Origin of the sequence: Microcoleus sp. Pol12B5 (assembly GCF_036701335.1) — a bacterium.
Classification (GTDB): Bacteria; Cyanobacteriota; Cyanobacteriia; order Cyanobacteriales; family Microcoleaceae; genus Microcoleus.
The window spans coordinates 1-26,184 of record NZ_JAUBQQ010000050.1; the positions used below are offsets into that span (position 1 = coordinate 1).

17 protein-coding genes and 1 tRNA gene are annotated in these 26,184 nt (G+C 44.7%); 14 read left to right on the forward strand and 4 right to left on the reverse strand.

Annotated elements, in window-relative coordinates; translation table 11 throughout:
• Positions 1–225: 225 nt before the first annotated feature.
• Positions 226–1,164, reverse strand: coding sequence for a serine hydrolase (locus tag QUA24_RS19215; RefSeq protein WP_333231329.1), 939 nt, complete (start codon positions 1,162–1,164; stop codon positions 226–228).
• 95 nt (positions 1,165–1,259) lie between these two features.
• Here QUA24_RS19215 and QUA24_RS19220 point away from each other — a divergent pair, with 95 nt between their 5' ends.
• Together QUA24_RS19220 and QUA24_RS19225 are read left to right on the forward strand one after the other, a co-directional pair.
• A complete protein-coding gene (locus QUA24_RS19220) occupies positions 1,260–1,967 on the forward strand; it encodes a C40 family peptidase (RefSeq protein WP_333159902.1) in 708 nt (235 codons plus the stop codon).
• 45 nt (positions 1,968–2,012) lie between these two features.
• Complete coding sequence (locus QUA24_RS19225) at positions 2,013–3,017, forward strand: glycosyltransferase family 2 protein (RefSeq protein WP_333159900.1); 1,005 nt, start codon at positions 2,013–2,015, stop codon at positions 3,015–3,017.
• 133 nt (positions 3,018–3,150) lie between these two features.
• Here QUA24_RS19225 and QUA24_RS19230 read toward each other — a convergent pair whose 3' ends face one another.
• Positions 3,151–4,323: an IscS subfamily cysteine desulfurase gene (locus QUA24_RS19230; RefSeq protein ID WP_333231331.1), complete on the reverse strand. Its 1,173-nt coding sequence runs from the start codon at positions 4,321–4,323 to the stop codon at positions 3,151–3,153.
• Between the two features lie 96 nt (positions 4,324–4,419).
• Here QUA24_RS19230 and QUA24_RS19235 point away from each other — a divergent pair, with 96 nt between their 5' ends.
• A complete protein-coding gene (locus QUA24_RS19235) occupies positions 4,420–5,088 on the forward strand; it encodes a hypothetical protein (protein ID WP_333231332.1) in 669 nt (222 codons plus the stop codon).
• Positions 5,089–5,280: 192 nt separating this feature from the next.
• Positions 5,281–6,603, forward strand: a complete 1,323-nt coding sequence (locus QUA24_RS19240; protein WP_333231334.1) for a four-carbon acid sugar kinase family protein — start codon at positions 5,281–5,283, stop codon at positions 6,601–6,603.
• Between the two features lie 105 nt (positions 6,604–6,708).
• Here the strand turns inward: QUA24_RS19240 and QUA24_RS19245 are convergent, their stop codons facing one another.
• Complete coding sequence (locus QUA24_RS19245; RefSeq protein ID WP_333231337.1) at positions 6,709–6,846, reverse strand: hypothetical protein; 138 nt, start codon at positions 6,844–6,846, stop codon at positions 6,709–6,711.
• A gap of 183 nt (positions 6,847–7,029) precedes the next feature.
• On the opposite strand from QUA24_RS19245, the gene ldpA reads away from it, so the two are divergent.
• The 8 genes from ldpA (at position 7,030) to cheB (ending at position 21,476) form a co-directional block, all read left to right on the forward strand.
• On the forward strand, positions 7,030–8,181 hold the full coding sequence (gene ldpA / locus QUA24_RS19250; protein WP_333231338.1) for a circadian clock protein LdpA: 1,152 nt from the start codon (positions 7,030–7,032) through the stop codon (positions 8,179–8,181).
• A gap of 135 nt (positions 8,182–8,316) precedes the next feature.
• A complete protein-coding gene (locus QUA24_RS19255; RefSeq protein WP_333231340.1) occupies positions 8,317–10,083 on the forward strand; it encodes a R3H domain-containing nucleic acid-binding protein in 1,767 nt (588 codons plus the stop codon).
• 389 nt (positions 10,084–10,472) lie between these two features.
• Entirely contained in the window at positions 10,473–12,149 is a 1,677-nt protein-coding gene (locus QUA24_RS19260) for a CheR family methyltransferase (protein ID WP_333231341.1), read from the forward strand.
• A gap of 3 nt (positions 12,150–12,152) precedes the next feature.
• Positions 12,153–13,283, forward strand: a complete 1,131-nt coding sequence (locus tag QUA24_RS19265) for a chemotaxis protein CheW (protein WP_333231343.1) — start codon at positions 12,153–12,155, stop codon at positions 13,281–13,283.
• A 445-nt stretch (positions 13,284–13,728) separates the two neighbouring features.
• The gene (locus tag QUA24_RS19270; protein WP_333231345.1) at positions 13,729–15,150 is read left to right on the forward strand and encodes a methyl-accepting chemotaxis protein; all 1,422 of its coding nucleotides are present in this window, start codon (positions 13,729–13,731) and stop codon (positions 15,148–15,150) included.
• 323 nt (positions 15,151–15,473) lie between these two features.
• Positions 15,474–17,357 carry a methyl-accepting chemotaxis protein gene (locus tag QUA24_RS19275; protein WP_333231347.1) on the forward strand — a complete coding sequence of 628 codons (1,884 nt, stop codon included), beginning with the start codon at positions 15,474–15,476 and terminating at the stop codon, positions 17,355–17,357.
• Positions 17,358–17,462: 105 nt separating this feature from the next.
• A complete protein-coding gene (locus QUA24_RS19280; protein ID WP_333231372.1) occupies positions 17,463–19,958 on the forward strand; it encodes a hybrid sensor histidine kinase/response regulator in 2,496 nt (831 codons plus the stop codon).
• Positions 19,959–20,390: 432 nt separating this feature from the next.
• On the forward strand, positions 20,391–21,476 hold the full coding sequence (gene cheB / locus QUA24_RS19285; RefSeq protein WP_333231349.1) for a chemotaxis-specific protein-glutamate methyltransferase CheB: 1,086 nt from the start codon (positions 20,391–20,393) through the stop codon (positions 21,474–21,476).
• Positions 21,477–21,625: 149 nt separating this feature from the next.
• Here cheB and QUA24_RS19290 read toward each other — a convergent pair whose 3' ends face one another.
• Complete coding sequence (locus QUA24_RS19290; RefSeq protein ID WP_015175702.1) at positions 21,626–22,012, reverse strand: response regulator; 387 nt, start codon at positions 22,010–22,012, stop codon at positions 21,626–21,628.
• 775 nt (positions 22,013–22,787) lie between these two features.
• On the opposite strand from QUA24_RS19290, the gene QUA24_RS19295 reads away from it, so the two are divergent.
• Entirely contained in the window at positions 22,788–25,565 is a 2,778-nt protein-coding gene (locus QUA24_RS19295) for a GAF domain-containing protein (protein ID WP_333231351.1), read from the forward strand.
• Positions 25,566–25,666: 101 nt separating this feature from the next.
• Positions 25,667–25,738: transfer RNA gene (locus tag QUA24_RS19300), tRNA-Gln, on the forward strand.
• Positions 25,739–26,184: the final 446 nt, after the last annotated feature.

Here is a 26,184-nt window from a genome sequence, read left to right on the forward strand (position 1 = left end):
TCGAAAGCGGCAGATTGCTAATCTGTTAAGGGTGTTAACATCCTTCGAGGGTTCAAATCCCTCCCTCTCCGTTTTAGAGCTTCTAGGAAAAAATTCCTTTTAATCAAATTTTTGGACGGGATAGAAGCCCATCCCACAAGAAAATTTTGTGGGATGGGCTTCTATCCCGTCCCAATTATTTTTGCAATTCAAGTCTAGTCTAGCCGCAATAATCGACTACTAAATCTAATTCAATGTCTTCATCGCTTCGACAAATTGCCGCGATATAAATGGCAAAATCTCTTCATTCTTGCTATTCTCTTTCCCCTCGGTAAATACAACCAACAAATACGGCCGCAAACCGGATATTTCAATATAAGCAGCATCGTGACGCACTTGACTTGTCAGTCCCGCTTTTGACCACAATTTTGCTGATTCTGGCAATCCCCCGCCTAAAAAACCTGTAACTTGATTTTCGGGATCTGCCTCTAATTCTGCGGGGTCTAAACTGCGTTTCATTAAACCCATCATTTCTTGCGATGCTTGGGCAGAAACAGCTACGCCGCCGATTATACTGTGCACCAAACGCGCCGCTGCATTTGTGGTCAGCATATTTCTATTTTCCATTAATTCTCCCAGACAAGCTCGCTCGCGACCATAGGGGCCGTCACACCAGGTTTTCTGATTGACGTTAATATTTTGTAATTCCGGCCAATCCAATGATTGAAAGTAACGGTTGACGATGTTTCGCTGCTGTTTCCAACTTTCAAAGGGGCCTGGTGATAATTCTGGGCCACTGGTGGTGCCGGTGAGGGCGTCTACTACTAAACTGGTGGCGTCGTTGCTGGAATCAACTATCATATCTCGGACGGCACGTTCTAATTCTGGCGATGTTTGAATCATGCCTTTTTGCGCCCATTCCCAGATGGCAACGAGGTAGAATAATTTGACGATGCTGGCTGGATAAATTCGTTCGGAAGCTCTAGCGCTAAAACCTCGCGGTTGATATTTCCAAAATTCTTCTGCACTCAGGGCGCCACCTGTATTGACTCGCACTGGGGGATCGTAGACTATCCATGTAATGGCTATACGATCGCCACTTAATCCTGTAAATTCTGACAATGCGGAGTCTATAATGCTACTGCCGAGGTTTTCTAATTGTTCGTCTTTGTGAAAAAATGTCATGGTTAATGGCTGACGGTTAACGGTTAACGGCTAACAGCTAATGGCAATCTATCGTTAAATGCGAACAATTAACAGCACACAATGAGCAATTAGCAATGGCCAATTATCAATTATCTGATGTTGTGGAGTACCGGGCCCGATCGCACATAAATATTTACGATTCCCCAAAGTGCGATCGATTGGCAACTCAAGCAGCGCTGGGGCGACATTTGCGCGTCTTTGACCCCCCCCTAAGACAGAGCGATGTAAACTTGGATACAACGGCTGTGATGGTGCGGCTGTGCGAAGATGATTATCCGGGATGGCTGGATATTCGAGATGTTGAGTTGCTCGCTCCGACAGAAACATTGTACAATCCTCTCGTGGTTTCTGAGACCCAAATAAAGGAAAAATTACCACTTGTAATTACTTTTGCTCGCGAGGCTATGAACCAATCCAATTATTATCTTTGGGGCGGTACAGTCGGGCCGAATTATGATTGTTCGGGATTGATGCAAGCTGCTTTTGTGGCTGCGGGAATCTGGTTGCCGAGGGATGCTTATCAGCAGGAAGCTTTTACTAAACCTATTAGTATCAGTGCTTTAAAACCGGGAGATTTAGTATTTTTTGGCACGCCCGAAAAAGCAACTCATGTAGGATTATATCTCGGAGATAATCGCTACATTCACAGTTCTGGAAAAGCACAAGGTCGCAACGGTATCGGTATCGATGTTTTGTCCGAGGATGGCGATCTAGTCAGTCAAGCTTATTACCAGCAATTGCGGGGATATGGTAAAGTTGTGGAAAGTTATCAACCTAGTTAGTTGTTGACGGTTGACGGTTGACTGTTAATATTATCGAATAAAAAAATGGACGCTGCATTATTTTTGGAAAAATTAGCTAGACAGCAAGCTGAGGCTGAGGTTGTTCTGGATGTTTCGGTGGTAGTGCCGGTCTATAATGAGGTGGAAAGTTTGCCTCATTTGATTGAGGCGATCGCCTCTTCTATCCAACCATCGGGACTCAGCTATCAAATTATTTGTGTAGATGACGGTTCTAAGGACGGTTCTGCTGAACTTCTGCAGCAATTAGCCAGCACTCGCGATGACCTTTGTGCTGTAATTTTGCGCCGCAATTACGGGCAAACTGCTGCCATGTCGGCAGGTTTCGATCGCGCTCGCGGTCGTGCTATTGTTACCCTAGACGGCGATTTGCAAAATGACCCTGCTGATATTCCGCTATTGTTGGCAAAGTTAAATGAAGGCTACGATTTAGTTAGCGGCTGGCGCAAAAATAGGCAGGATAATACTATTAGCCGGTTGATTCCTTCTAAAATTGCAAACTGGTTAATTGGTCGCGTTACAGGCGTAACTTTGCACGACTACGGCTGTTCTTTGAAAGCTTATAAATCAGAGTTGGTAGCAGACTTGAATCTGTACGGGGAATTGCACCGCTTTTTGCCAGCGTTGGCGTTTATTGAAGGGGCGAGAATTGCAGAAATGCCTGTGCGACACCACGCCCGCCGTTTCGGTCAAAGTAAGTACGGAATTTGGCGGACTTTTCGGGTGTTGATGGATTTGTTAACTATTTCTTTTATGAAAAAGTTCCTGACTCGACCGATGCACGTTTTTGGACTTTTGGGACTGAGTTCTATGACCTTGGGAACGGTTTTAGGAATTTATTTGACAGTCTTAAAATTGGGTTTTGGTCAAATTATTGGAAATCGTCCTTTGCTGATTTTGGCTGTAGTTTTGCTGTTGACTGGCGTGCAGTTATTTTGTTTTGGTTTGCTGGCGGAAGTGATGATGCGGACTTATCACGAGTCGCAGGGAAAACCGATTTATCGGGTGCGCGAGGTGTTTGGTTCTAAGTAAGGGTTCGATACCAATTATACTCTGCCATAAAAAGAGGGAAAGTTTTGAGTTGTAAGTTAAATAATTTAAAACTCAAAACTCAAAACTATTTCCTAATCTTCAATTCTCTCATCTAAAATCTCAAATTTCAAATCTAAAATTGATTGACTTTTTGAGCTTGTCGGAGAGATGTAATAGTTGCGATCGCGTGTTCGGCGACTGCATCTATTTCGGCTTCGGTATTGAAGCGGCCAATACCAAACCGAATTGAAGCATAAGCTAATTTGTCCGATCGCCCGATCGCTGCTAAAACATGGGATGGAGATATTTTTGCGGAAGTGCAAGCAGAGCCCGAAGAAACTGCCGCCGCCGGTTGCAAACCCAACATCAACGCTTGACCGTCAACGCCACCTACACTAATATTGAGATTTCCCGGCAATCTCTTAGTAGCGTGACCGTTGAGAAAAACATCGCCCAATTCGCTCAAATTTTCCCACAAACGCTGCCGCAAATTAACCACTCGTTCTGTTTCCGACGGCATTTCTGCAATTGCCAATTCAACTGCTTTGGCAAACCCAACTATTTGCGGTGGGTAGAGAGTGCCCGATCGCATTCCCCGTTCGTGGCCTCCTCCGTGCATCTGCGGCGCTAGCTGCACTCTCGGTTTGTTGCGGCGCACGTAGAGAGCACCGATCCCTTTTGGCCCGTAAATTTTGTGGGCTGTCAAGGACATTAGATCGATATTCATCTCCTCTACGTCGAGGGGAATTTTGCCGATCGCCTGTGCCGCATCTGTGTGAAAAAGAATGTCATTTCCGCGACAAATTGCAGCAATTTCTGCGATCGGCTGGATGACACCAATTTCGTTGTTAGCAGTCATCACTGAAACTAAAATTGTGTCGGCCCGAATCGCTTTTATCAAATCGCCTATATCAATCAGCCCGTCGCTTTTCACGGGTAAAACAGTAATGTCAAACCCCAATTTTTGCAAATAGGTACAGGGGTCGAGAATTGCATTGTGTTCGGTTTTTACTGTGATAATGTGCTTTCCTTTACTGAAATAAGCTTCGGCGATGCCTTTGATCGCTAAGTTATTTGCTTCGCTTGCACCGCTGGTAAAAACAATTTCTTCGGGGGAAGCATTGATCGCTTCTGCTATGATTTGTCGTGACTGTTTTACTGCTGCTTCTGCTTCCCAGCCGTAGACGTGGTTGATACTGGCTGCGTTGCCGAATTGTTCGGTGAAATACGGCAGCATCGCATCAAGTACCCGTGGATCTACCGGGGTTGTGGCGTGGTTGTCGAGGTATATAGGGCGTGCGGACATAGTGCAGTTTTGGGTGAAAAAAGTGTTAGGTTTATTGTAGACGAGCCCCTTGTTCTACTACAAAACTTTATAATTAACATATATTTGTAAAGATTTATGCGAGCTGACATTCAGGGATTAGAAATTACTGTCGGTGAGCTCAAGCACCTCACAGGCGCGGGGCCCGATCGCGTATACCGGCCGGCGACAGCGACTAAGTTTGCCCGCGAAGCTTTGAAAACAGTCGGTTTAATTGTTTTGGTTCTCATCAGTTGTTGGCTGCTGGTTGCGATATTTCCTAGAGCTTATTTGTTGTGGTTCGCCCTTCATTTGCTTGCGATAGTCGGTTTAATCCTTGAGGATGCGTGGAAAATTCGGTGCAGTCGGCAAAACAAAGATTTAATCAATCTTTTTGATGATGTAGATCGCTATAATGGTATAATCGAAGCGATCGCCATTAATGATCGGATAGAAGATGCTGGGAATGCGGGAGTCAAAATCGGCGATCGGGCAAAAGTCATTCAAGCCTTGCAGCTAATCAGAGACGATTTAGTTCGAGCTTTGAAAACCGAAAGAATTCTCAGGGAAAACAAAAAATTTGTCGCTACTAACTCCGAATTGTTTGCCAATAATTTGAGAACTTTGAATGCCATGCAAATTAGCGATCGAGCCAGCGAACAGGGGCGATTGCTCAACGAAGCTTTGCAAGTAGCCGTGGGAGTTCAAGCAGAAATGAAAAAGTTGCAAGATCGAAACGCTGCTAATTTTAAAAATGGCAAAAGTTAGTAACGTGCAAGGTTGCGTGCGCCTCTTGCCCAGTAGCAATATTCAGCTTACTGAACCGATCGAACTCAAACACATTCTCCAAATTATAAGTTATGAAAATTGTGAAAAAAATATCATAACTATTGTAAATTTTTTCCAGTTAGGTAACAGGTAAGGATATCTTGGAAAGGTGACGTTAACAACCAGGTCAGTATGTCTTCTGCCAAACCCAAGATTATAGTTCTCGACGACGATCCGACTGGTTCTCAAACCGTGCACAGTTGCTTGCTGCTGACACGTTGGGACGAAGACACCCTGCGTTTGGGGCTGCGGGACAAGTGCCCGATTTTCTTCATACTGACAAATACTCGATCGCTAACTCCCGAAAAAGCAGCCTCCGTCACCCGCGAAGTGTGCCAAAATCTAAAAAGGGCGATCGCCAACGAAAAAATCGAAGACTTCCTAATAGTTAGCCGTTCCGATTCTACCCTGCGCGGTCACTATCCCATCGAAACCGACGCGATCGCCGAAGAACTTGGCCCCTTCGACGCCCATTTTCTAATTCCCGCCTTTTTTGAAGGAGGCAGAATTACCCGCCACAGCGTGCATTACCTAATGGTTAACAGCGTCGCAACGCCAGTTCACCAAACTGAATTTGCCAAAGATTCAGTCTTCGGCTACAGTCACAGTTACCTGCCAGACTACGTAGAAGAAAAAACCAAAGGTCGCATCAAAGCTGATGCAGTCGATCGCATTTTACTAGCAGACATCCGCTACGGAAGTTTAGATCGACTGATGGAGATGAAAGACAACCAATGTGCAGTTGTGGACGGCGAAAGCCAAGGCGATTTAGACACATTTGCCAAACATATTCTCGCTGCCGCCAGTCAAGGCAAAAAGTTTTTATTCCGCAGCGGGGCGAGTATTTTAACATCCTTAGCTGACCTCGGCCCGCAACCAGTAGCAGCCGACGAAATGGCAAAATACGTGAGGGACGGCAAACCGGGTGCAGTAATAGTTGGTTCCCACGTTAAGAAAACTACTGAACAATTGGAACGCTTGTTAAAAGAACCCAATATAGTTAGCATTGAAATAGATGTATCTCACTTGTTAGAAGATTCATCAGAGTATCGCACCCAAATGCTCGATGAAACTCTCGAAAAAGTCCGCACTTCTCATGCCGATGGTAAAACGCCTGTAATTTATACCAGCCGCAAGGAACTCGAATTTGACAATGCAGAAATTAGGTTAAAATTTGGAGAGGCGGTTTCTGCTTTACTGATGGATATCGTGCGGGGACTGCCTGTCGATATCGGATTTTTGATTAGCAAGGGCGGCATTACTTCTAATGATGTTTTGAGTACAGGTTTGTCGCTAAAAAGTGTCAGGCAAATCGGTCAAATTATTGCAGGTTGTTCGGTGGTGAAAACCGATGCAGATCATCCTCTGTTTCCCAATTTACCTGTGGTTTTGTTTCCGGGAAATGTGGGGGATAGCCATGCTTTGGCTACGGTTTATAAGCGGCTGAGCAAGTAGTAGAGCTCGTTGAATCGCAGATTAACGCAGATGAATGTAGCTTCAAGTTAGGGAGTAAAATGTTCATCTGCGGTTCGTCGCTGGGTTTCAATGCTCGATCGAACTTTATGGCAATTGCCACTGCACGGCAACTTCAAAAAAAATCTCTAGCCTTCTTTTTCCTTGCCAAATCCACCCAACTATGATATGATAGAGAGTCTGTCCGTAACTAAAGCCGATCGCCAAAGTAGAAAATCGCCTCATCGTTAGGCACTATCAAAAAAATTAGATTTCTCAAAAATACTTACCTCAGAACTCTACATATAGAGCCAACAGCACCAGATATACTGCTATCAGTAGCGTTTCCAGCTTGTACCCGCCTAAATTTTCAAATTAAGTAGAAATTTCCACATAGTAATTTTTAGCTGAAAGGATTAGCATATAAGGGTGACAGAACATTATCATCCCCTAAACTCATTAAAAGATGGCCATTGGTTCAAGCTGATCTGTGGGGCGAGCTTTCAACATCTGCCTGCTGTACGGAATCTCACCTTGGCTTACACCTTAGCAGGCGCTGACTGTATCGATGTCGCGGCAGATCCCGCCGCCGTCGCCGCAGCGAAAGAAGCCCTACAAGTGGCCAGCGAATTACAGGCAAGAACTCAAAACCGCAGGTTTGGCGGCAAAGGGTTGCCGTTGCTGATGGTGAGTTTAAATGATGGGGAAGACCCGCATTTTCGCAAAGCCGAATTCAACCCAGCCGATTGTCCGGTGGACTGCTGGCGGCCGTGCGAAAAAATATGTCCAGCCGAAGCAATAGTTTTTCAGAGTGCTGGCAGTGGTTTTTCCGGGGTGATAGACCAGCAATGCTATGGCTGCGGTCGCTGTCTGCCGATTTGTCCGAGCCAACTAATTTATACTCGTTCTTACGTGTCTGCTCCCGCCGCGATCGCACCTTTAATCTTGCAATCCGGTGCGGACGCCCTAGAAATCCACACGCAAGTAGGCAGAGAGGCAGATTTTGCGCGACTTTGGTCGAGCATAGCTCCCTGGGTCGCTCAACTCAAGGTAATAGCAATTAGTTGCCCGGATGGAGACGGTTTGATTGATTATTTGCGGACACTCTATCAAATAATTTCCCCCCTTCCTTGTCCGCTAATTTGGCAAACGGACGGTAGGCCAATGAGCGGAGATATCGGAACAGGAACTACCAGAGCCGCGGTCAAACTCGGTCAAAAAGTTTTGGCTGCCCAGTTGCCGGGATACGTGCAACTTGCAGGCGGCACTAATGCTCACACTGTCAGCAAGTTGAGAGCCGAGGGACTGATGAAGGATGCCGGGAAAAATTCGTCAGATCCCCCTGTCCAATACATTGCAGGTGTAGCTTACGGCAGCTATGCCAGGGTTTTGCTATCGCCAATTTTAGAACAGTTAGAAACAATGCAGACCGATCGAGCCTATGCCGTTCCGGTGGCAGTCACGCGGCCAGGAGCCGGAGTTCAAACATCTCGGCTACCTCAGCTCGAAGCCGTCCCAGAACTTCTCTCACAGGCCGTAAGTTTAGCTCGTTCTCTAGTTTCCCCGCTCAAAGAATTTTAGTCAGTAGTCAGTAGTCATTAGTCATTAGTTAGTGGTTAGTAGTTAATTCCAACAACAACTGGCAACTGACACATAACAACTGGCAACTGACAACAGACTAAAAAGTTGAAAACGTCACCGAACACATCGAGGCGAATGCAGATTACAGACGACCTCAACAGATTATTAGACATCGTGCCAGATGAGATCCGGCAGCCCTTAGAGCAGCACCCGCAGCGCAACAATCTCATTGAGATTGTCATGGATTTGGGCCGCCAACCTGAAGCTCGTTTTCCATCCTTGGCCGAACCTCTTTCTCAAACGCCGATTACCAAAGCACACCTCCACTATTGCATCGAGCGAGTCGGCCACTTCGGCGGCGACAACCGAGCCGGTATCGAGCAAACCCTGCACCGAATTAGCGCCATACGCAACCGCAGCGGCGAGATTATCGGCTTGACTTTGAGGGTGGGCCGCGCTGTGTTCGGGACGATCGGCATTATCCGCGATTTGGTGGAAACCGGTCAGTCAATTTTGATGCTCGGCCGCCCCGGTGTTGGCAAAACCACGGCCCTGCGGGAAATTGCCCGCGTGCTTGCCGATGACTTGGAAAAACGGGTGGTAATCATCGACACCTCCAACGAAATTGCCGGAGATGGAGATATTCCCCACCCAGCGATCGGTAGAGCTCGCAGAATGCAAGTTTCCCGTCCCGAACTCCAGCACCAAGTTATGATCGAAGCAGTGGAAAACCATATGCCGCAAGTGATCGTGATTGACGAAATCGGCACGGAACTCGAAGCTTTGGCTGCTCGGACGATCGCCGAAAGGGGCGTGCAGTTGGTCGGTACCGCCCACGGGAACCGGATCGAAAACTTGATGAAAAACCCGACTCTGGCAGATTTAATTGGGGGCATCCAAGCGGTGACGCTGGGAGATGACGAAGCAAGACGGCGCGGTTCTCAAAAGACGGTTTTGGAACGCAAAGCACCGCCAACTTTTGAAATTGCCATCGAAATGCTGGAACGCCAGCGCTGGGTAATCCACGAGCGAGTTGCAGATTCGATCGACACTCTGCTGCGGGGACGCGAACCGAGCCAGCAAATCAGAAGCGTCAGCGAGACAGGAGAAGTAATTATCGAGCAGGAGTCGGCAAATCCCCCCGCCCGGTTTCCGGGGATGGCAGCTTCCAGCGGCCCGGCTGCGGTATCGGCAATCCGGCCCGTCACACCGATCTCAGGGTGGCGGAGTGCTGGCAAAATGGTGCCGATGCCCGCTCCCAGCGAGAACTTAGCTGCTAAGAGCGCGCCGGTTGCTGAGACTCGGTATTTCGAGCAACTGCTCGAAGAATCCCTGTCCGTCGAGCCTGTACCTAAGCCCGGACGTTATTCCCATAATGTCGGCCCTAACGGCGAAGATTTGCCCCTCCACGTTTATCCTTACGGCATAGCTCGCCACCAGCTCGAACAGGTTATTTCGACGCTGAACCTGCCGATACTGCTGACCAAGGATATTGAGAGCGCTGACGTGGTTTTGGCTTTGCGATCGAACGTTCGGAACCAGTCGAAATTGAGGCACTTGGCCAAAACTCGCCAAGTTCCCCTGCACACAATTAAGGCAGGCACTATTCCCCACGTAGCGAGAGCTTTGCGACGGCTGTTGGATATGGATGACCCCGGCACCCCGGAAGTAGCAGACCTCGCCTTATTCGCCCGCAGCGGTTCTTCTGACGAGCTCGAAGCTCTGGAAGAAACGCGCTTAGCAGTCGAGCAAATTGTCATTCCCAAGGGACAGCCGGTGGAACTCCTGCCCCGTTCTCCCAACGTCCGCAAAATGCAGCACGAACTTGTGGAACACTATCACCTGAAGTCCCACAGTTTTGGGGAAGAACCCAATCGCCGCCTGCGGATATATCCAGCTTAAAGTTGGAGATTACTGCCTTTGAAGGCAGAAGGTGGAAGGCAAAAGGGATAATTTTTTCCTGGCTTCTGTCTTTTACCTTTTGCCTTTTTCCTTTAAGTACCTGGCAAGTTTCTGATATGATGTGGTGTAACACTGTTCTTGTTCAGGCGATCGGCTAAATTCCCAATTTCTACTTCCAAACTCCCCAATTCCCAATTCCCAATACTTCTACTGCACGAGCTTACAAGTTCCCCAATTCCCAATAGTTCAGCTACGCACTTCCCTTCGGCTCCCTGCGGCTTTGCGAACCGACGAGCCGCAGGCTAGCAGCTATGCTCAGCACCAACTCAGCATCAGCTCAGTAAAAGTTACCACTTCCCAAATTATTAAATTAATCTACCTCAGTGGACATGAATGATTCCATAATTCAGCTATTTATAAACTTAATTACTACTGAGATGGGTGTGCGAATTAGAACCCAAGATCGAGCGGATTTGTCTCATAAAATCATGAGTCGGATGAGAGAAAAAAAAATTGCAGAACCAGAACAATATTATAGACTTTTAACCGCCAAAAAATTTGAAAGTAAAAATGAATGGGCAAAATTAGTATTACTATTAACAACAACTGAAAGTTATTTTATGCGAGATAAAGGACAGTTTGCTCTGTTAAAAAGAGTAATTTTTCCTGAATTGATAGAGCAGAAAAGAAACTTGCACAAGACATTGGGAATGCAGCCGACACTGCGAATCTGGAGTGCGGGCTGCTCCACCGGTGAAGAACCTTATTCTTTAGCTATTGTTTTAAAACAATTGATTCCCGATTGGGAGCAATGGAAAATATTAATTTTAGGTACAGACATCAATGAAAAAGTAATCAAAAAAGCGCCCCAGGGAGTTTACAGTCATTGGTCGTTTCGCTTGGTTGAACCGCAGATACAAAAGCAGTATTTTCATCAGAGGCAAAATGATTGGGAAATTAATCTAGAATTGCGCGAAAGTGTCAACTTTAGCTGTGTAAATTTAATCAAAGATGAGTTTCCTAATATTTACCAAAATCTTTATAATATAGACTTAATTTTGTGTAGAAACGTTTTTGTGTATTTTGAACATAAGTATATTTCACTGGTACTGCAAAAATTTTCCAAGACACTGAGACCTGGAGGATATTTAATGACCGGTCACGCTGAAGTTTACGGTCAAATTATGAACGAGTTTGAACCCAAGATTTTCCCGGAGTCAGTGGTGTATCAGCGTCGGGATGCAGTACCGGATGAACGCTGTCAAATAGAGTCTAGGGTTGCGACTTTAGATGAAGCAAACTCGGCATTTCGGGAATTCCCGAAAGCAGATACTATGGGCGATGATAGTGGTGAGTTGCTAACAGGAGAAACTATGCCACCTATTTTTACTACTAACAGCAATTTTCCAGAGATAGAGATGCCGCCCGTATTAAAAATAAGTAATCTGCTGGGGAATATGCTGCCATCTCGCTATCTGGAGGACGGCTTACCGAACAATGCCGTGTCAGTTACAGAAAAAAAAATAGCAGAAAATACTCAAAATCAAACGCTTCAAATGCTAATTTTAGAGGCTAAGAAATTATTTAAAAATCAAGATTATGCTGAGGCTATCAACAAGGCACAAGAGGCAATAGACTTGCAGGGACATAATTTTGATGCTTATTTTTTAATCGCTCAAGTTCAGGCCAATGCCGGCAATTATTCTCAGGCAATAGAATACTGTAATCGAGCTAGAAAAGTAGAGCCGGGATCAGTATATACTGATTATTTACAAGCTCAAATTGCTGAAGAACAAGGTCAATTAGAAACAGCAAAAAAATTATTAAAGAGGACTATTTATATGTGTCCATCTTTTGTTTCAGCTTATATAGAGCTAGGGAATATATACAATAAAGAAGGCCAAGTAAAAAGAGCTCTTAAAATGTACCATTCATCTTGTGAAATCTTGAAAGTGCTGCCGCCAAACACTCCCATAGATTCACAGGGAAAAATGACAGCTAGTCAAGTGCTGATGAATGTTAAAAAAAAATTGTTAAAATTATACAGTAAAGAAACTGTACACTAAAATATGGAAACTAAACCGTATCTTATCTTTGAACAGAACGGTTTTCTCTGCGGTATAGAAGCCTGCTACGTTCGGGAAATTTTCTTTCTGCCGGAGTTGACAGCAATTGCAGAAGCACCTCAAGATATTGTTGGGGCGATCGACCTTCGGGGCGAAATTCTGCCCATGATGGATCTGAATATGCGTTTTGGATACGCTTGGCAGGAGTATTCTGTGACAGATAGTACGATCGTCATAGAGTGGCAAGAATCGAAAGTTGGTATAATTGTCAATCAAGTTCGCGAAGTTAAGGAACTCTCAGAAGAGGCTATCACTCCGCAGCTATCTTACGGACGAGAGAATTCAGAAGCTTCTCATTATTTTGTAGCTGGACTTGCCCGCTGCGAAGCCAATATTATCATGCTGCTGAATCTCGATCACTTAATTCGATATTCTCCCGAAAAGTCAGAGGAAAGCTGGCCTGTTTCTCTAAGCAATGCAGGTAGTGAAGCAGCAGCAGGTGAGGCAGAAACAGAAAATTTACACGGGCAAATAAATGCAAAAGTGTTAGGTAAAACTCCTAAAATTTTGAGCAAGCGTCACGTTTTTTGCCCGCAGGCTACCCCAGAAGAAAAAGCAATTTTTCAATCGCGCGCTAATCATTTGAGGCAGCGAGGCGAGGGGGAAAATGATACTGCAATTAATATGTCCCTGGCGGTTTTTGTTTTGAATAGCGAATACTTTGGTATTCATTTAGATCTAGTTCGCGAATTTACTGATATCAACCAAGTAACTCCGGTTCCTTGCACTCCCGATCGCATAGTGGGAAATATAAACTTACGCGGAGAAATTGTGACGCTAATTGATATTCGCAGTGTTTTAAATATGTCTTTAAATATGTCGGAGACTGCCAATTATCTCTCTAAGGCGATCGTTGTTGAAGTGGCGGATTTGGTCGCTGGTATAGTTGTTGACGAAATATTAGATATTATATACTTAAATGTGTCGGAAATTGCGGCTGTTCCGGCAGCACTGCATTCTGCCAACCGCGAATATCTACGGGGGACAGCTATTTATGGGGAAAAAATGATGGCTATTCTCAACTTGCAAAAACTGCTGACAAAAGGAGGAGTAGTTGTTGATGAAGAGGTTTGAATCCAAAACAGGACTTACGCAAAGTATATCTGTCATGAGTGCAGTGAAGCATCTGGCTTGATACTTCATTTCCTTCGCAATCCCGATCCAACGCAGAGATCAAGACTGGTAACGAGCGGGACTTAGCATGAGAGAATTATCTTGAAATGCGTCTAGGACTAAAGAAGTTAGTTATACCACAATACGGTTCAGTTAAACTCGATCTCCCTAGCCCCCCTTCTAAATGGGGGGACCAACAAGAACTTACTCAAAATCCTCGCAACGATGGGGGGGATGCGACGGGAATCTCTGAGGAATAAATAGTTTTAACCCAAGCGTATTGAGTTATACCAAATCCGCTTTTCAAGCGAGATTTAACTAAGCAATCTAATTCGTGTATTCACGTGCTTAAATTAAGGAGAAAAATATGTTTTCTAAGTTAATAAGATTAAATATTAGAAATAGAATGCTGCTGGCATATGTAGCGCCCGCAACTATATACTTGGGTTTTCCCGTGCTAGTTTATACAACTACTAATCAAGTGTTGAATAATTTTGCAGAAGTAGAAAGGATAGAAAATGTGATCAGAGACACAAATGATATGTCCGCAGGTGCTGAACAAATGGTACGGGGAATGCGCGGGTATTTAATCAATAAAAATCCGCAGTTTTTAAAGGATTTTAAGACAGGTGGAGAATTAGCTCGTGAGTCTGGAAATAGTGCGGAGTTGAAGATAGAAAATCCTGAACAGAGAATGCGTTTAGAGAAGATGCTAGAACTATGCAACGAATATTATGACGGTTCTAGCGAAATAGTTGCTTTATTACAAAAAAATAATAGAACTGCTGCCTTGGCTCTCTTTAACACCGGAAAACAGACACAATTTGTGGATGAATTTGTGGAAATAAATAAGCAATTTCGCGACATAGAAGTAAAAGCGATTAAACAAGCTACAGAAAAAACGAAGCAATCTTTAGTTTTCCTGATCTCGGCATTGGTATTTGGTTCCGTGTTTTTATTGGTGTTAGGTGCGGTTATAGCTTGGCTGATTTCATCAGGAATTGCCCAAACTATAGATCGCGCAATTAGCTCGATCGCCACTTCTTCCACTGAGATTGCAGCCACCGTGGAAGAACAGGAACGCATGGCAAGCCAGCAAGCAGCTTCCGTAAATCAAACTACTACTACAATGGACGAATTGGGAGCCTCTTCCAGGGCGACATCACAGCAGATAGAAACAGCCGTCGTTCAAGCAATGCAAGCTTTGAATTTAGCTGGAGGTGGCACAAAAGCTGTAGAACAAACTTTAGAAGCAATGGCAACTCTGAAAACTAAAGTTCAGGATATCCAAGGACAAATTATAGAGTTGAGCGAACAAACAGATCACATTGGTAATATCTCAAGTGTAGTTAGCGACTTGGCTAATCAAACTAATATGTTAGCACTCAATGCTGCTGTTGAAGCAGTGCGGGCAGGAGAACACGGCAAAGGGTTTGGCGTGGTGGCGTCAGAAATTCGCAAACTTGCCGATCGCAGTAAAAAGTCAGGAGCGCAAATTAATCTATTAGTTGCTGATATTCAAAAGGCGATTAACTCAACGGTAATGGTGACAGACGAAGGAACTAAAACAGTAGAATCGGGCGTGAATATTGCCTCAGAAACTGCAGCGGCATTTGCAGGAGTTGCCAATGCCATTAACAATGTGGTTTTGAGTTCTCAGCAAATTTCGCTGAATGCGAAACAGCAATCGATCGCGATCGAACAGGTAGTGCAAGCTATGAACTCTCTCAATCAAGCCGCAGCACAGACCGCTTGCGGTATCAGTCAAACTAAAGTCGGTACTCAAAAATTGAATGAAGCAGCCTTAGATTTGAAAGCAGTTTTGTAGGAAAGTAATGAATTATGAGTAGTTCCCCAAAAAGGACAAATATATCCTTAAGAATTAAAGCAATTGCTTTGGCGATCGACCTCGCTACAATTCCAGCGATATTAATGGGAGTAATAACTTGTTTATGGGCAAATGCAAATAAAAACCTAATATCAAATCAGCAGTGTAGTGAGTTGTGAGTTATTATTAGGGGGTTGTTATTTTTTCTTTACTACCACTTCCCACTTCCCAATACTTCGGCTACCCGATCATACAATTTTCCAGTTCTCTCTACTTAGACTATGCGAGCTTACAAGTTACCAGTAACCGATTCCCAGTAACTAATGATTAACAATTTTTTCCAAAAAATGCAGCATCGACTGTTGCTACTCCTAATTTTAAGTACCTTGATTCCCGTATCTATTGTTGGTTGGTATGGAATTTCTTCTTCAACAGAAGCACTGCAAAATTTAGCATTAATAACCCTTAGTGACAGTGTTAATTCCACCGCCAATCAAATGACTAACAAATTAGAAAATCTGAGAGCAGATATTTTGTTTCTCCGCAAAACTCCCCCAGTTCAGGGAATGATTAGAGCTAGAGAAGGAAATGGATTAGACAAACAAACTAATTCAACTTATAAAGATTGGGTTTATAGAATGCAACTCACATTTTTATCCCTGATGGAAGCCAAGCCATATTATATGCAATTGCGTTATATAGATAACAGCGGTAAGGAGATCGTGCGCGTAGATTCTGACGGCATCAATATCAAAGTTATTCCAGATTCTCAACTACAAAATAAAGCAGACACAGATTACTTCTCGGCAACTATGAAGCTAAAATCAGGAGAAGTCTATGTGTCTTCCTTAAATCTGAATAAGGAAAGGGGGAAAATAGAAATTCCTTACAAGCCAACAATTCGCTATGCCACTCCAATTTTTAATCCCAAAGGAGAAAGACAAGGCTTTGTGATTACTAATGCTCTGGGTAGCACTCTGCTCGATATGGTTAAAAATTTCAATCCTGAACTATCAGACCAATCTTTTATCTTAAATCAAGATGGGTATTATCTGGCTCATCCCAATCCTAAAAAAGCATGGGGATTTGAACTCAAAACCAAGGAAAATGTCAAAAATGATTATTCAGGAGACCTTGTTGCTAAAATACTCTCAGGTGGTCAGGGAAATATTGATAATAGGGATCTAGTGATTAGCTATAATACAGTTTTTCCCAGCAAACAAAATACTAATAAATTTTTAGTGGTAGTGGATAGTTCACCCAAAAAATTGCTATTTTATTCCATCGATTCGCTTCAAAAAATAGCAGCGTTGATTGCTATTGTTTCCCTGGCTGTGGTGCTGGGATTTGGCTGGTTTTTTCTCAAACAGATTGTTGCTCTCATTCGGGGGCTGATTTACCAAATATCCTCATTTTCAATGCAAATAGAATCTAATATGAATAGGCAAGAACAAATAGCAGATAGGCAATTTGTTTCGGTCAATCAAACAACTATAACTCTAGAAAATTTGGGCAGATCTTCTCAGCAGACAGCCGAGCAAGCTGAGTCTGTTGCCATTGCCGCTCGCCAAGCTTTAAATCTAGCCGAAGAAGGTACTAAAAAGGTAGATCAAACTCTCAATCAAATGCTGAATCTTAGAGAAGCTGTGGTGGCAATTTCTAAGCAAAATCATCGACTCGACGACAGCACGAGTCAGATTGGCAATATATCGACTCTCGCAAGTTTGGTTAGCGATTTAGCCAGCCAAACTAATATGCTGGCTCTCAACGCCGCTGTTGAAGCAGTCAGAGCCGGCGAGTACGGTAAAGGTTTTGCGGTGGTAGCAAGCGAAATTCGTAAGTTAGCAGATGAAAGCCAACAAGCAGCACAAAAGATTAATGGTATTGTTCCAGAAATTAAGGGCGCGATCGACTCCACGGTGAAAGCAACTGAAGATAGTCGCAAAACGGTTGCAGAAGGGGTGAAAACAGCACAAGATACGGCAGAAGCTTTTACGGGTGTGAGGGAAGCTTGCAATCTGGTGTTTGCTAGCAACCAGCAAATTTCATTTAATGTTAAACAGCAGGCGATAGCAATTCAGCAAGTAGGTGATGCCATGAGTTCTATGAAGGAATCCGCGTCTCAAACAGTCAGCGGCATTACTCAAGTTAAAATTGGTACTCAACAACTCACAGAAGCTGCATTTAATCTTAAAGAAGTAGTGTAGTCATTAGTCATTAGTCCTTAGCAATCGACTGAGTATTCAACATAATTATCATTAGCAATTACCCATGAGCCATGCTCAATTACCTATTACTCAATAACATATATGATGATTGAAGATCAAGAACTTCGAGATGTATTTAAAGTCGCTAGTCAAGAACACTTACAGAAACTAGACGACGGATTGCTGTACTTAGAACAATATCCGAGCGATTTAGCTAAGTTAGAACAATTGTTGCGGGAAACCCATTCTCTTAAAGGTGATGCTGGGATGCTGGGAGTAAAAAATGTAGCATCTTTAGCTCATCAAATGGAGCATATTTTGGGAGCTGTCAAACGGGGAGAAGCTCAACTGAATTCGGATATTAGCGATCGACTTTTACAAGGTTTAGACGCCATGCGGAAACTCGTTAACGAAGCCGTTACCGGCGAAGATTCCGGCGTTAATACTTTTTACATCCTCGCTAGCATGATGGGTGCTTCTAGTCAGCCACAGCCACAGGCTGCTGCCTCAATAGTAGATCCCTCATCTTCACAAGTACCAGAACAACCCTTGGTAGAAGCGCAATTTACTGAGCCTTCTACCAAAGAACTAGAAACAAATGTTGAAACTTCTGAAGTTCTTAACTTAGAGAAAAATTTCTCTTTTTTACCCCTACAATCCAACCCAGAATTTCTACTGGAAGCTCAAAACTTGCCTGCACCTTCTGGACCCGCCACTGAGTCGGCTTCGCAGTCGGCAGTTACTGCATCCTCAACCTCATCTTACCGCATTGAAACCATTCGCGTTGCTACTCAAAATTTAGACGATTTAATGACTCAAGCAGGGGAACTTACTGTCACAAAAACTCGGCTAGGACACCGAGTTGCAGATATCGAACAAATTACAACTTTGTGGGAAGAGTGGAGCCGAGAATATTTTGTAACGAGCTTGACTGTTGATCGGATGCAAATAGATGAAAACGGTATCAAAGCCAGCGGTAAATTTAGCCAATTGCAGGATTACTATCAACGTACAGAAGAACGTTTAGAACGTCTCGGAACTTTAGTCAACCGCTTGAGAAATCGAGTTTATGAAGATACTGCTAGACTCGAATTAATCACTGAGGCATTAGAATCAGGAATTCGCACTCTGAGACTTCTGCCTTTGTCTACTATTTTTAATTTATTTCCTCGAACTGTTCGAGATTTAGCAAAACGGGAAGGTAAAGAAGTTGCATTAGTGATTGAAGGAGGCGAAACTACAGCAGACAAACGCATTTTAGAAGAAATGAAAGACCCTTTAATGCACATGATTAGAAATGCGATCGACCACGGTATTGAAACTGTTGAGGAGCGGAAAAAACTAGGTAAACCTCCCGTGGCAACTCTCCGAATTAAAGGCTATAATATTGCTAGCAATATTATTATTGAAGTTGCTGATGATGGTCGGGGACTAAATCTAGAGAGCATTAAACAAACTGCTGTAAAACGTAATATTTGTACGCTTGAACAACTGGCAGAAATGACCGAAAATCAAGTACAATCTTTAATTTTTACTCCTGGTTTTTCGACCAAAAAATTTGTTACCGAAGTATCGGGGCGCGGGGTGGGTTTAGATGTAGTTCGCACTAATGTTGAAGCCCTAAAAGGTAGTATTCAAGTAGAGTCTTTACCGGGAAAAGGATGCACTTTGAAGCTGCAAATCAGCACGTCTTTAGCTACAGCAAATGTATTAATTGTCACAGTTGAAGACATTCCTTATGGTCTGCCAGTCGAGTTTGTAGACACGGCACAACTGGTGTCTCAGTCTGAGATATTTGCTATAGAAGGTAAGGAAACTATACTTTCAAAGGGTCAGCCTCTGTCAGTTGCTCATCTGACAGATTTACTAGCATTAAACAATAGAAAAGGGTGGCAAAAAAATCGGTATCTGAGACAGGAAACCGGGAGCGAAATTTCGATAAAAAATCAAAACCACTTCCGAAATTCAAGCTCTTCAAAAATGCCTTGTATTGTTTTGAAAGTTGGGGAGGAAAGATTGGGATTATTTGTAGATGCTTTGATAGATGAACAGGATGTGGTTATGAAACCTCAAAGTCTATTGCTGAAACGGGTGCGAAATGTTTCGGGTGCCACAATTCTCGGTACTGGGGAAGTTTGTATGGTACTCAATCCCCACGATTTGATAAAATCTGTACGCCAGCAAGTTTCGTCCCGTGGGGTTTCTGGTGCGCGATCGCAACTTGAGACAGCCAGCAGAAAACAAGTTATACTATTAGCAGAAGACTCGATCGCCACGCGCACTCAAGAAAAACGCATCCTGGAAGGTGCGGGTTACGAAGTTGTGACTGCGGTAGACGGATTGGATGCTTTCCATAAATTAAAAACTCGCGATTTTGATGCTGTGATTTCTGACATACAAATGCCAAATTTAGACGGTTTGGCCCTGACTATTAAGATTCGGGAGCAAAAAGAATACAGTGAGTTGCCGATAATTTTAGTGACATCTTTGGCATCGGATGAAGATAAAAAAAGAGGGGCTGATGCGGGGGCAAATGCTTATATTCCTAAAGGTACTTTCAATCAAGATGTGCTGGTAGAGACACTAAAAAGGTTAGTTTAGTCATTAGTCATTACTCCTTGGTTAGGAGGCATTTGTTATTTACTACCAATTAGCAAGGTTTAATATCCAGTGTCCCGTGCACCATTACCAGTGCATCGATGCCCAATGCCCAATACTTTGACTACGCGGTTACTGAGCGACTCGTGCTGAGCTTAGCCACTCGCCCTGCGCGCCTTGCCCGCTAAGCTTCGCCGAAGGGAAGTAAGTCGAAGGGTAGCACAAGTGCCCTATTCCCCAGGGGGGTTTCATTTTCTTGTAGGGGCAAACCCTCGTGAAGAGCCCCTATGCCTGAAATGCCCATGAAATCATCTGTGGGTGGGGGCTGGCATTCTTAGCACCGCTCCTACAAAAGCCTGATTTTCCGTAGGGGCAATCCCCCCGTGGTTGCCCCGAAACAGCCCCATTTCCCATTCCCCATTCCCCAGCAAACTGATGTTATCGCCCATTAAACTATTGTTAGTTGAAGATTCTCCAGTCGTTACGATCGTCCTCAAACGCATTTTTGAGTCCTCGCCAGACATCCAAGTTGTAGGAACTGCTTGCAACGGATTAGAAGGACTAGAATTAATTCCCAAAGTTCAGCCCCAAGTAATCTGTACGGATTTGAACATGGCACCAATGGACGGGTTAGAATTTACGGAAGAAGTAATGAAGAAATATCCGTTACCAATTTTAGTAATTAGTGCTTCAGTGCAAGCGAATGATACTCAGAATGTATTTCAAGTGTTAAAGGCTGGTGCATTGGATGTTTTTCCGAAACCGATTGGCGGGTTGATATCTGACTACGATCGCCTAGCAAATCAATTAATAGCTAAGGTAAAAATCCTCTCAGGAGTTAAAGTATTTACACGGCATCAAAAAAAGATGCCACTAGAAGATAATAATCAAATTTTAAAAATTAACCAAGCACCAGTTCCTAATTACAAATTTTCCAACGAAAATGTTAAATCTTCAACTATTAAAGTATTGGCTATAGGGGCTTCTACGGGGGGACCACAAGCGCTGTACGCGATTATTTCTAAACTTCCGGCTAGTTTTCCAATGCCTATAATTTGTGTTCAGCACATCAGTGAAGGTTTTTTGCAAGGATTAGTTGATTGGCTGGGTAATGAATCGAAACTGCCTGTTAAGATAGCTTCTTTTGGGGAATTGCCACAAGCAGGAACTGTTTATTTTCCGCCAGAAAAACGTCATTTAGAATTGGATTCTCAAGGGCGATTTATTTATTCAGAAGCTGCTCATGCTGCGGGACACTGCCCTTCTGTAACGGTGACATTTAAGTCGGTAGCTAATTTTTATAGTCGGGCAGCAGCAGGGGTTTTACTGACAGGAATGGGTAGAGATGGTGCTGACGGAATGTTGGCTATCGCCAGAGAAGGGGGGTTGACAATCGCCCAAGACGAGGCTAGCTGCATTGTCTTCGGAATGCCCAAGGAGGCGATCGCCCTTGGTGCCGCCCAATATGTTTTACCTGTCAGTGCGATCGCTCCTCTACTCCTGGCTAAATTAAAAATTTAGGACTTACCTCGCAAATAGTGCAGAATGCCCCGCCCCTCGACTTGTTAAAGAAGTCGAGGATCACAGAGCGCGATCGCAACTTTTTAGTTCATTAATTACTCAAATTACTTGATTAATTACTCAAAACTGACTTTTTTTCCTAAGTCCGATTATTTGATTTTAATAAACTTACCAATTACCTCGCGCAACTTATCGGCATCAAACGGCTTAGTTAAATACTCTGTTGCTCCCGCCAAACGCCCCTGTACCTTATCAAATGCTCCATCTCGCGCTGTCAGCATTACGATCGGCAAATTCTGAAACTGAGGCAAGCTCCGCACCGTGCGGCAGAGTTCCAATCCGTCAATACCAGGCATCGAAACATCCAGCAACAAAACAGAAATTTGTTCGTGATAAATCGTTGACAAAGCATCCACTGCATTGTCGGTTACGAGAACTCGAAACTCTTTGCTTAAGGCCTGTTTAACAAGTCCTTGCATCACGACGCTATCATCAACTGCCAAAATAGTTGGTACTTGACTGCTACTTGCAGACATATTTTTCTCCCTGTTTATTTATAGTTCTTGAAAATACAAAACATACTTCGTTCAGTTATTTTTTGAGCGTTGCGTCTACCCAATAATTGTCAACTCCCTTGGAGCGTTAGTTGAAACTTTACCCCTGTTTTTTTACCTCAAACTCGAAAAAAGGGATTGGGAGAGTTGTCGATCGGCAATTACAACAGTTGCAAAATGTGCATCCGGGCCCAGAAACCCTAGAAGGTCGAGTTGGAGTAACTATTGTTACAAAGTTTAACATCTTACCAATCTTTTGTAATTCATCTCCTAACTGTAGTTGAACGACCGTCTAAGGCACAGCTCGCTAAAGAACACTGGTATTGTGGCACACACCCCTGATTTAAATCTACCAGCAAGCCAGCTACCCAGGATGAGACAAGTTTGTTAAAATACAATTAAACTGATTAAAAAATTCTAGGTAAGCAATCTCGTTATATTTTGGAAAGCTGCTTCCTCTCAACAGAGGCTCTTAGATTTAGAGAGCCGGAGGTATTCAAAAGCATAGTCAACGGGAAGTATAATTTATATAGTCTTAGATTAGGGGTACTCTAACTCCCATAACTCAAAAGTTTCCAGATCGGTCAAGAGGTTAGTCTGAATTCGGCGCAAGCAACCTGCGCCGAACTTGCGCCCCGAGTCTCCCAGCACAGAATTCATAGCTTGTTTTTCAAGGGAAGTATTCAGAAGGGCGGTTGCCAGCAACTAAACGGGCAGTTACACATGATAAAAGCACCCTTACCTGTTGGTAAAAAAAGTGTTCAAGCTCCATAACATTGACTTGTATCAGCTTCTCGGCTCTGCTCCCGAGGCTTGCTTGGACAATTTGGTCGGTTTGGCAGCTCAGATCAGCCGAACTCCTATTGCTTTCTTGAGCTTGATTGACGGTAACCGCCACTGGTTGAAGTCGCAGTTAGGTATTGATCAAACTTTGGTCGATCGTTACCTGAATTTTTGCGCTCGCGCGATCAACCAAATTCCCGAAGAGTTCGCCCAGAGATCAAACTCAAACTCAGAATTTGACCGGGCAATTTCCCTGCAACAACCGCCAGTTGCTCCCGAATTTGCGATCGAACCCCCTGCAAATTCCTTTAAGGAACTGCCCGCCGCCCTTGTCCGAGACGCTTCCACAGATGTGAGATTTGGTGAACACCCGCTGATCGTTTTCTACCCCTTTGTGAAATTTTACGCCGGAATCCCAGTTGTCAGCTCTGATGGGCAGGTGCTGGGAGTGCTATCCGTCATGGACTCGGTGCCGCGAGACTTGACAAAAGAAACGATAGAAGCTGTGCAAGCTTTGAGTCGGCAAGTTGCGAGTTTGGTGGAGCTGCGCTGGCAATTAGTCAAAGCCCAGAAACAGTTGCCAGAGGTAGAAGATATCACTTCGGACAGCCAGAAAATCTCGGAGTTAGTTCCGGGATCGAACCGATCGAGCTTGTCTGCGGTACCTACGCCACAGAGCAGCATGACAACAATATATGGAACAAAAAAGCTCCCGACGCTGGGAGAAACAGGCAAATCTCAATATGTGTGGGAAGCTTCAGCGGGCATCGGGCGCGCGGACGATACCCAACAAATCCGAGAAATGGTTGCCGGCTCCGGCGACACATCCGATCGCCAACTAACGGCAACGTCCCTACAAGAGCGAGCTCGCTTGGGCTCCCTGCAAGCTAAAGTCGGTGCAGCCCTCGGACAAGGCGGGAAAATATCGGTCATCCTCAACCGCTGCACCGAGGCAATGGTAGAGTATCTCGACGCCACAGGGGTGAGCATCTGGACTTTTAACCTGCAGACAGAGCGGTTAGAATTGCAGGCCAATTCAGGACTTAGCAGCCAAGAGTGGGCAAAAGAAATAGAAGATTGGGTGCGAACAGAAGCGGAAAAACTCCAAACTGCTCCTGTGTGCCTACTGTCGAACCCGTCTCTGTTCACCATTGCCTATCCGCTGATTGTGGAGGAGCGACTGGTGGGAGTGATGACTCTGTACAGTAGCGCTTTGGCAAGCGAGGGAGCGCTAGAAGTTCTGGGTTGCATGGCTAACGCCATCGCCGTGGCGATCGATCGCCACGCAGCCCGAGAAGAATTGTTGAGCCGTCGGGAAGGCTTGCTCTTCGGCCTCGCCAGCCAGATGCGGAATTCCCTCGACCTCGACAAAATTTTAGATACGGCTGTCAACGAAATTCGCAGCTTGTTGCAGGTTGACCAGTGCTACTTTTTGTGGTACTCCATCTCGCGAGACGGGCAGCCAAGCTTTGCAATCACCCACGAGGCGGCAAATCCCGAACTGAAAGAGCGGCTCACAGAATACCCGATCGAACAAGTAACCCTGCTGGCCGAGAAAATTTGCCACCGCCAAACGCTCCGGATCGGCGACGCTGCAACAGCACTGTGCATCGAACCGCCCACGCGAGCTTTTTTGAGCAGTATCGGGATTGTTTCTAACCTGCTGCTGCCAGTCAAGACTCGCTCCGGTCAAATGGGTGCTGTAGTTTGTAACCATTACAGCAGCCACCGTTCCTGGGCTACGAGCGAAGTGGAATTGCTGCAAGCGGTGGTGGATCAACTGGCGATCGCGATCGACCAAGCCGAACTCTACGCCCAAACGCGGGCGGCAGCCTTAGCAGCCCAAACTCAAGCCCGCCAACTAACGGAAACTTTGCAGCAGTTGCAGCAGAAAGAAGCTCAGCTCATCCAAAACGAAAAAATGTCCTCTCTTGGTCAAATGGTCGCCGGCGTCGCCCACGAAATTAACAATCCGGTTAATTTTATTTACGGCAACTTGACTTATTGCAAGCAGTACATGAAAAATCTGCTGGATTTGCTGCACTTGTATCAAAAGCATTACCCGGAGCCTTGCTCCGAAATTCTCGACAAAAACGAAGAAATCGATGTTGATTTCCTAGTGCCGGATTTGCTGAAAATTCTCTCTTCAATAGAAATGGGAACTGAACGCATCCGCCAAATTGTCCTGTCTCTGCGGAACTTCGCGCGGCACGACGAAGCCGAGATGAAGCCGGTGGACATTCACGAAGGGATTGACAGCACCCTGCTGATTTTGCAGAGTCGCTTGAAGTCAAACGGGCTAGTGCCAGGAATTGAGGTAATTAAAGACTACGGCGACTTGCCGAAGGTAGAGTGTTATCCCGGACAGCTCAACCAAGTATTTATGAATATTTTGGCGAATGCGATCGACTCTTTGGAAAATCAGCCTCCGCCTAAGACGATCAAAATCTCGACGGCGGTGGTGAACCCAGACTCGGAGGCTGATGAGTCAGGAAAGTCGAGGGGTCAAGTTGTGGTGATTCGGATTCAAGACAGCGGGCCCGGATTGCCCGAAAAAGCTAAATGCCATTTGTTTGACCCCTTTTTTACCACTAAACCTGTGGGCAAGGGTACGGGACTAGGCTTGTCTATCAGCTACCAGATTGTGGTGGAAAAACACGGAGGAAGCTTGAACTGTATCTCGAAACAAGGACAGGGAGCGGATTTCAGGATTGAAATCCCGCTAGCTCGGCCCCGTGCGGTCAAAGAATAAACCTGCGGGCGATCGGTTCCAAAAACATTTTTTAAATTTTATTGTCAAAATGCTTGACAGATTCCCGTGTCTGGGTGTTACTATATTAAATGTTGAGACGTTGGGGCGTCGCCAAGTGGTAAGGCAGCTGGTTTTGGTCCAGCCATTCAGAGGTTCGAATCCTTTCGCCCCAGTTAAATTGTATCCAGTAAATCAATTGTTAAACTCACCGTTTAGAGTTAGCGCTTGGCAGACGAGAGAAAAACAACTTCATTACGACAAACTTAATTAGCACTTGCTCATATCATGTCTGATAGAGTGACCGTGATTAATAGGGCGGGTTTTTGAGATTGTCAATTATTGGCAGATATTTTTCGTGAACCCGCCCTTACCCTATTAAGGGTAATGGGCCGGACATAGTATCATAGGATATCAGAAACCGGATTTATTTATGCGGGTTTTACCTAACCTAAAAGCATAGACTTGTGGTCAAAAAATTGTTTTTTTTGGCCGGCAGTACCCATTTTTCGCAGAAACAATTGTTTGTGCATAATCTCACTTCCGACCGCGCCGGAATTGTAAAATCGAGTCAACATTCAACACTCATATCAAATCCGGTTGCATTGGAATGATTAAACCG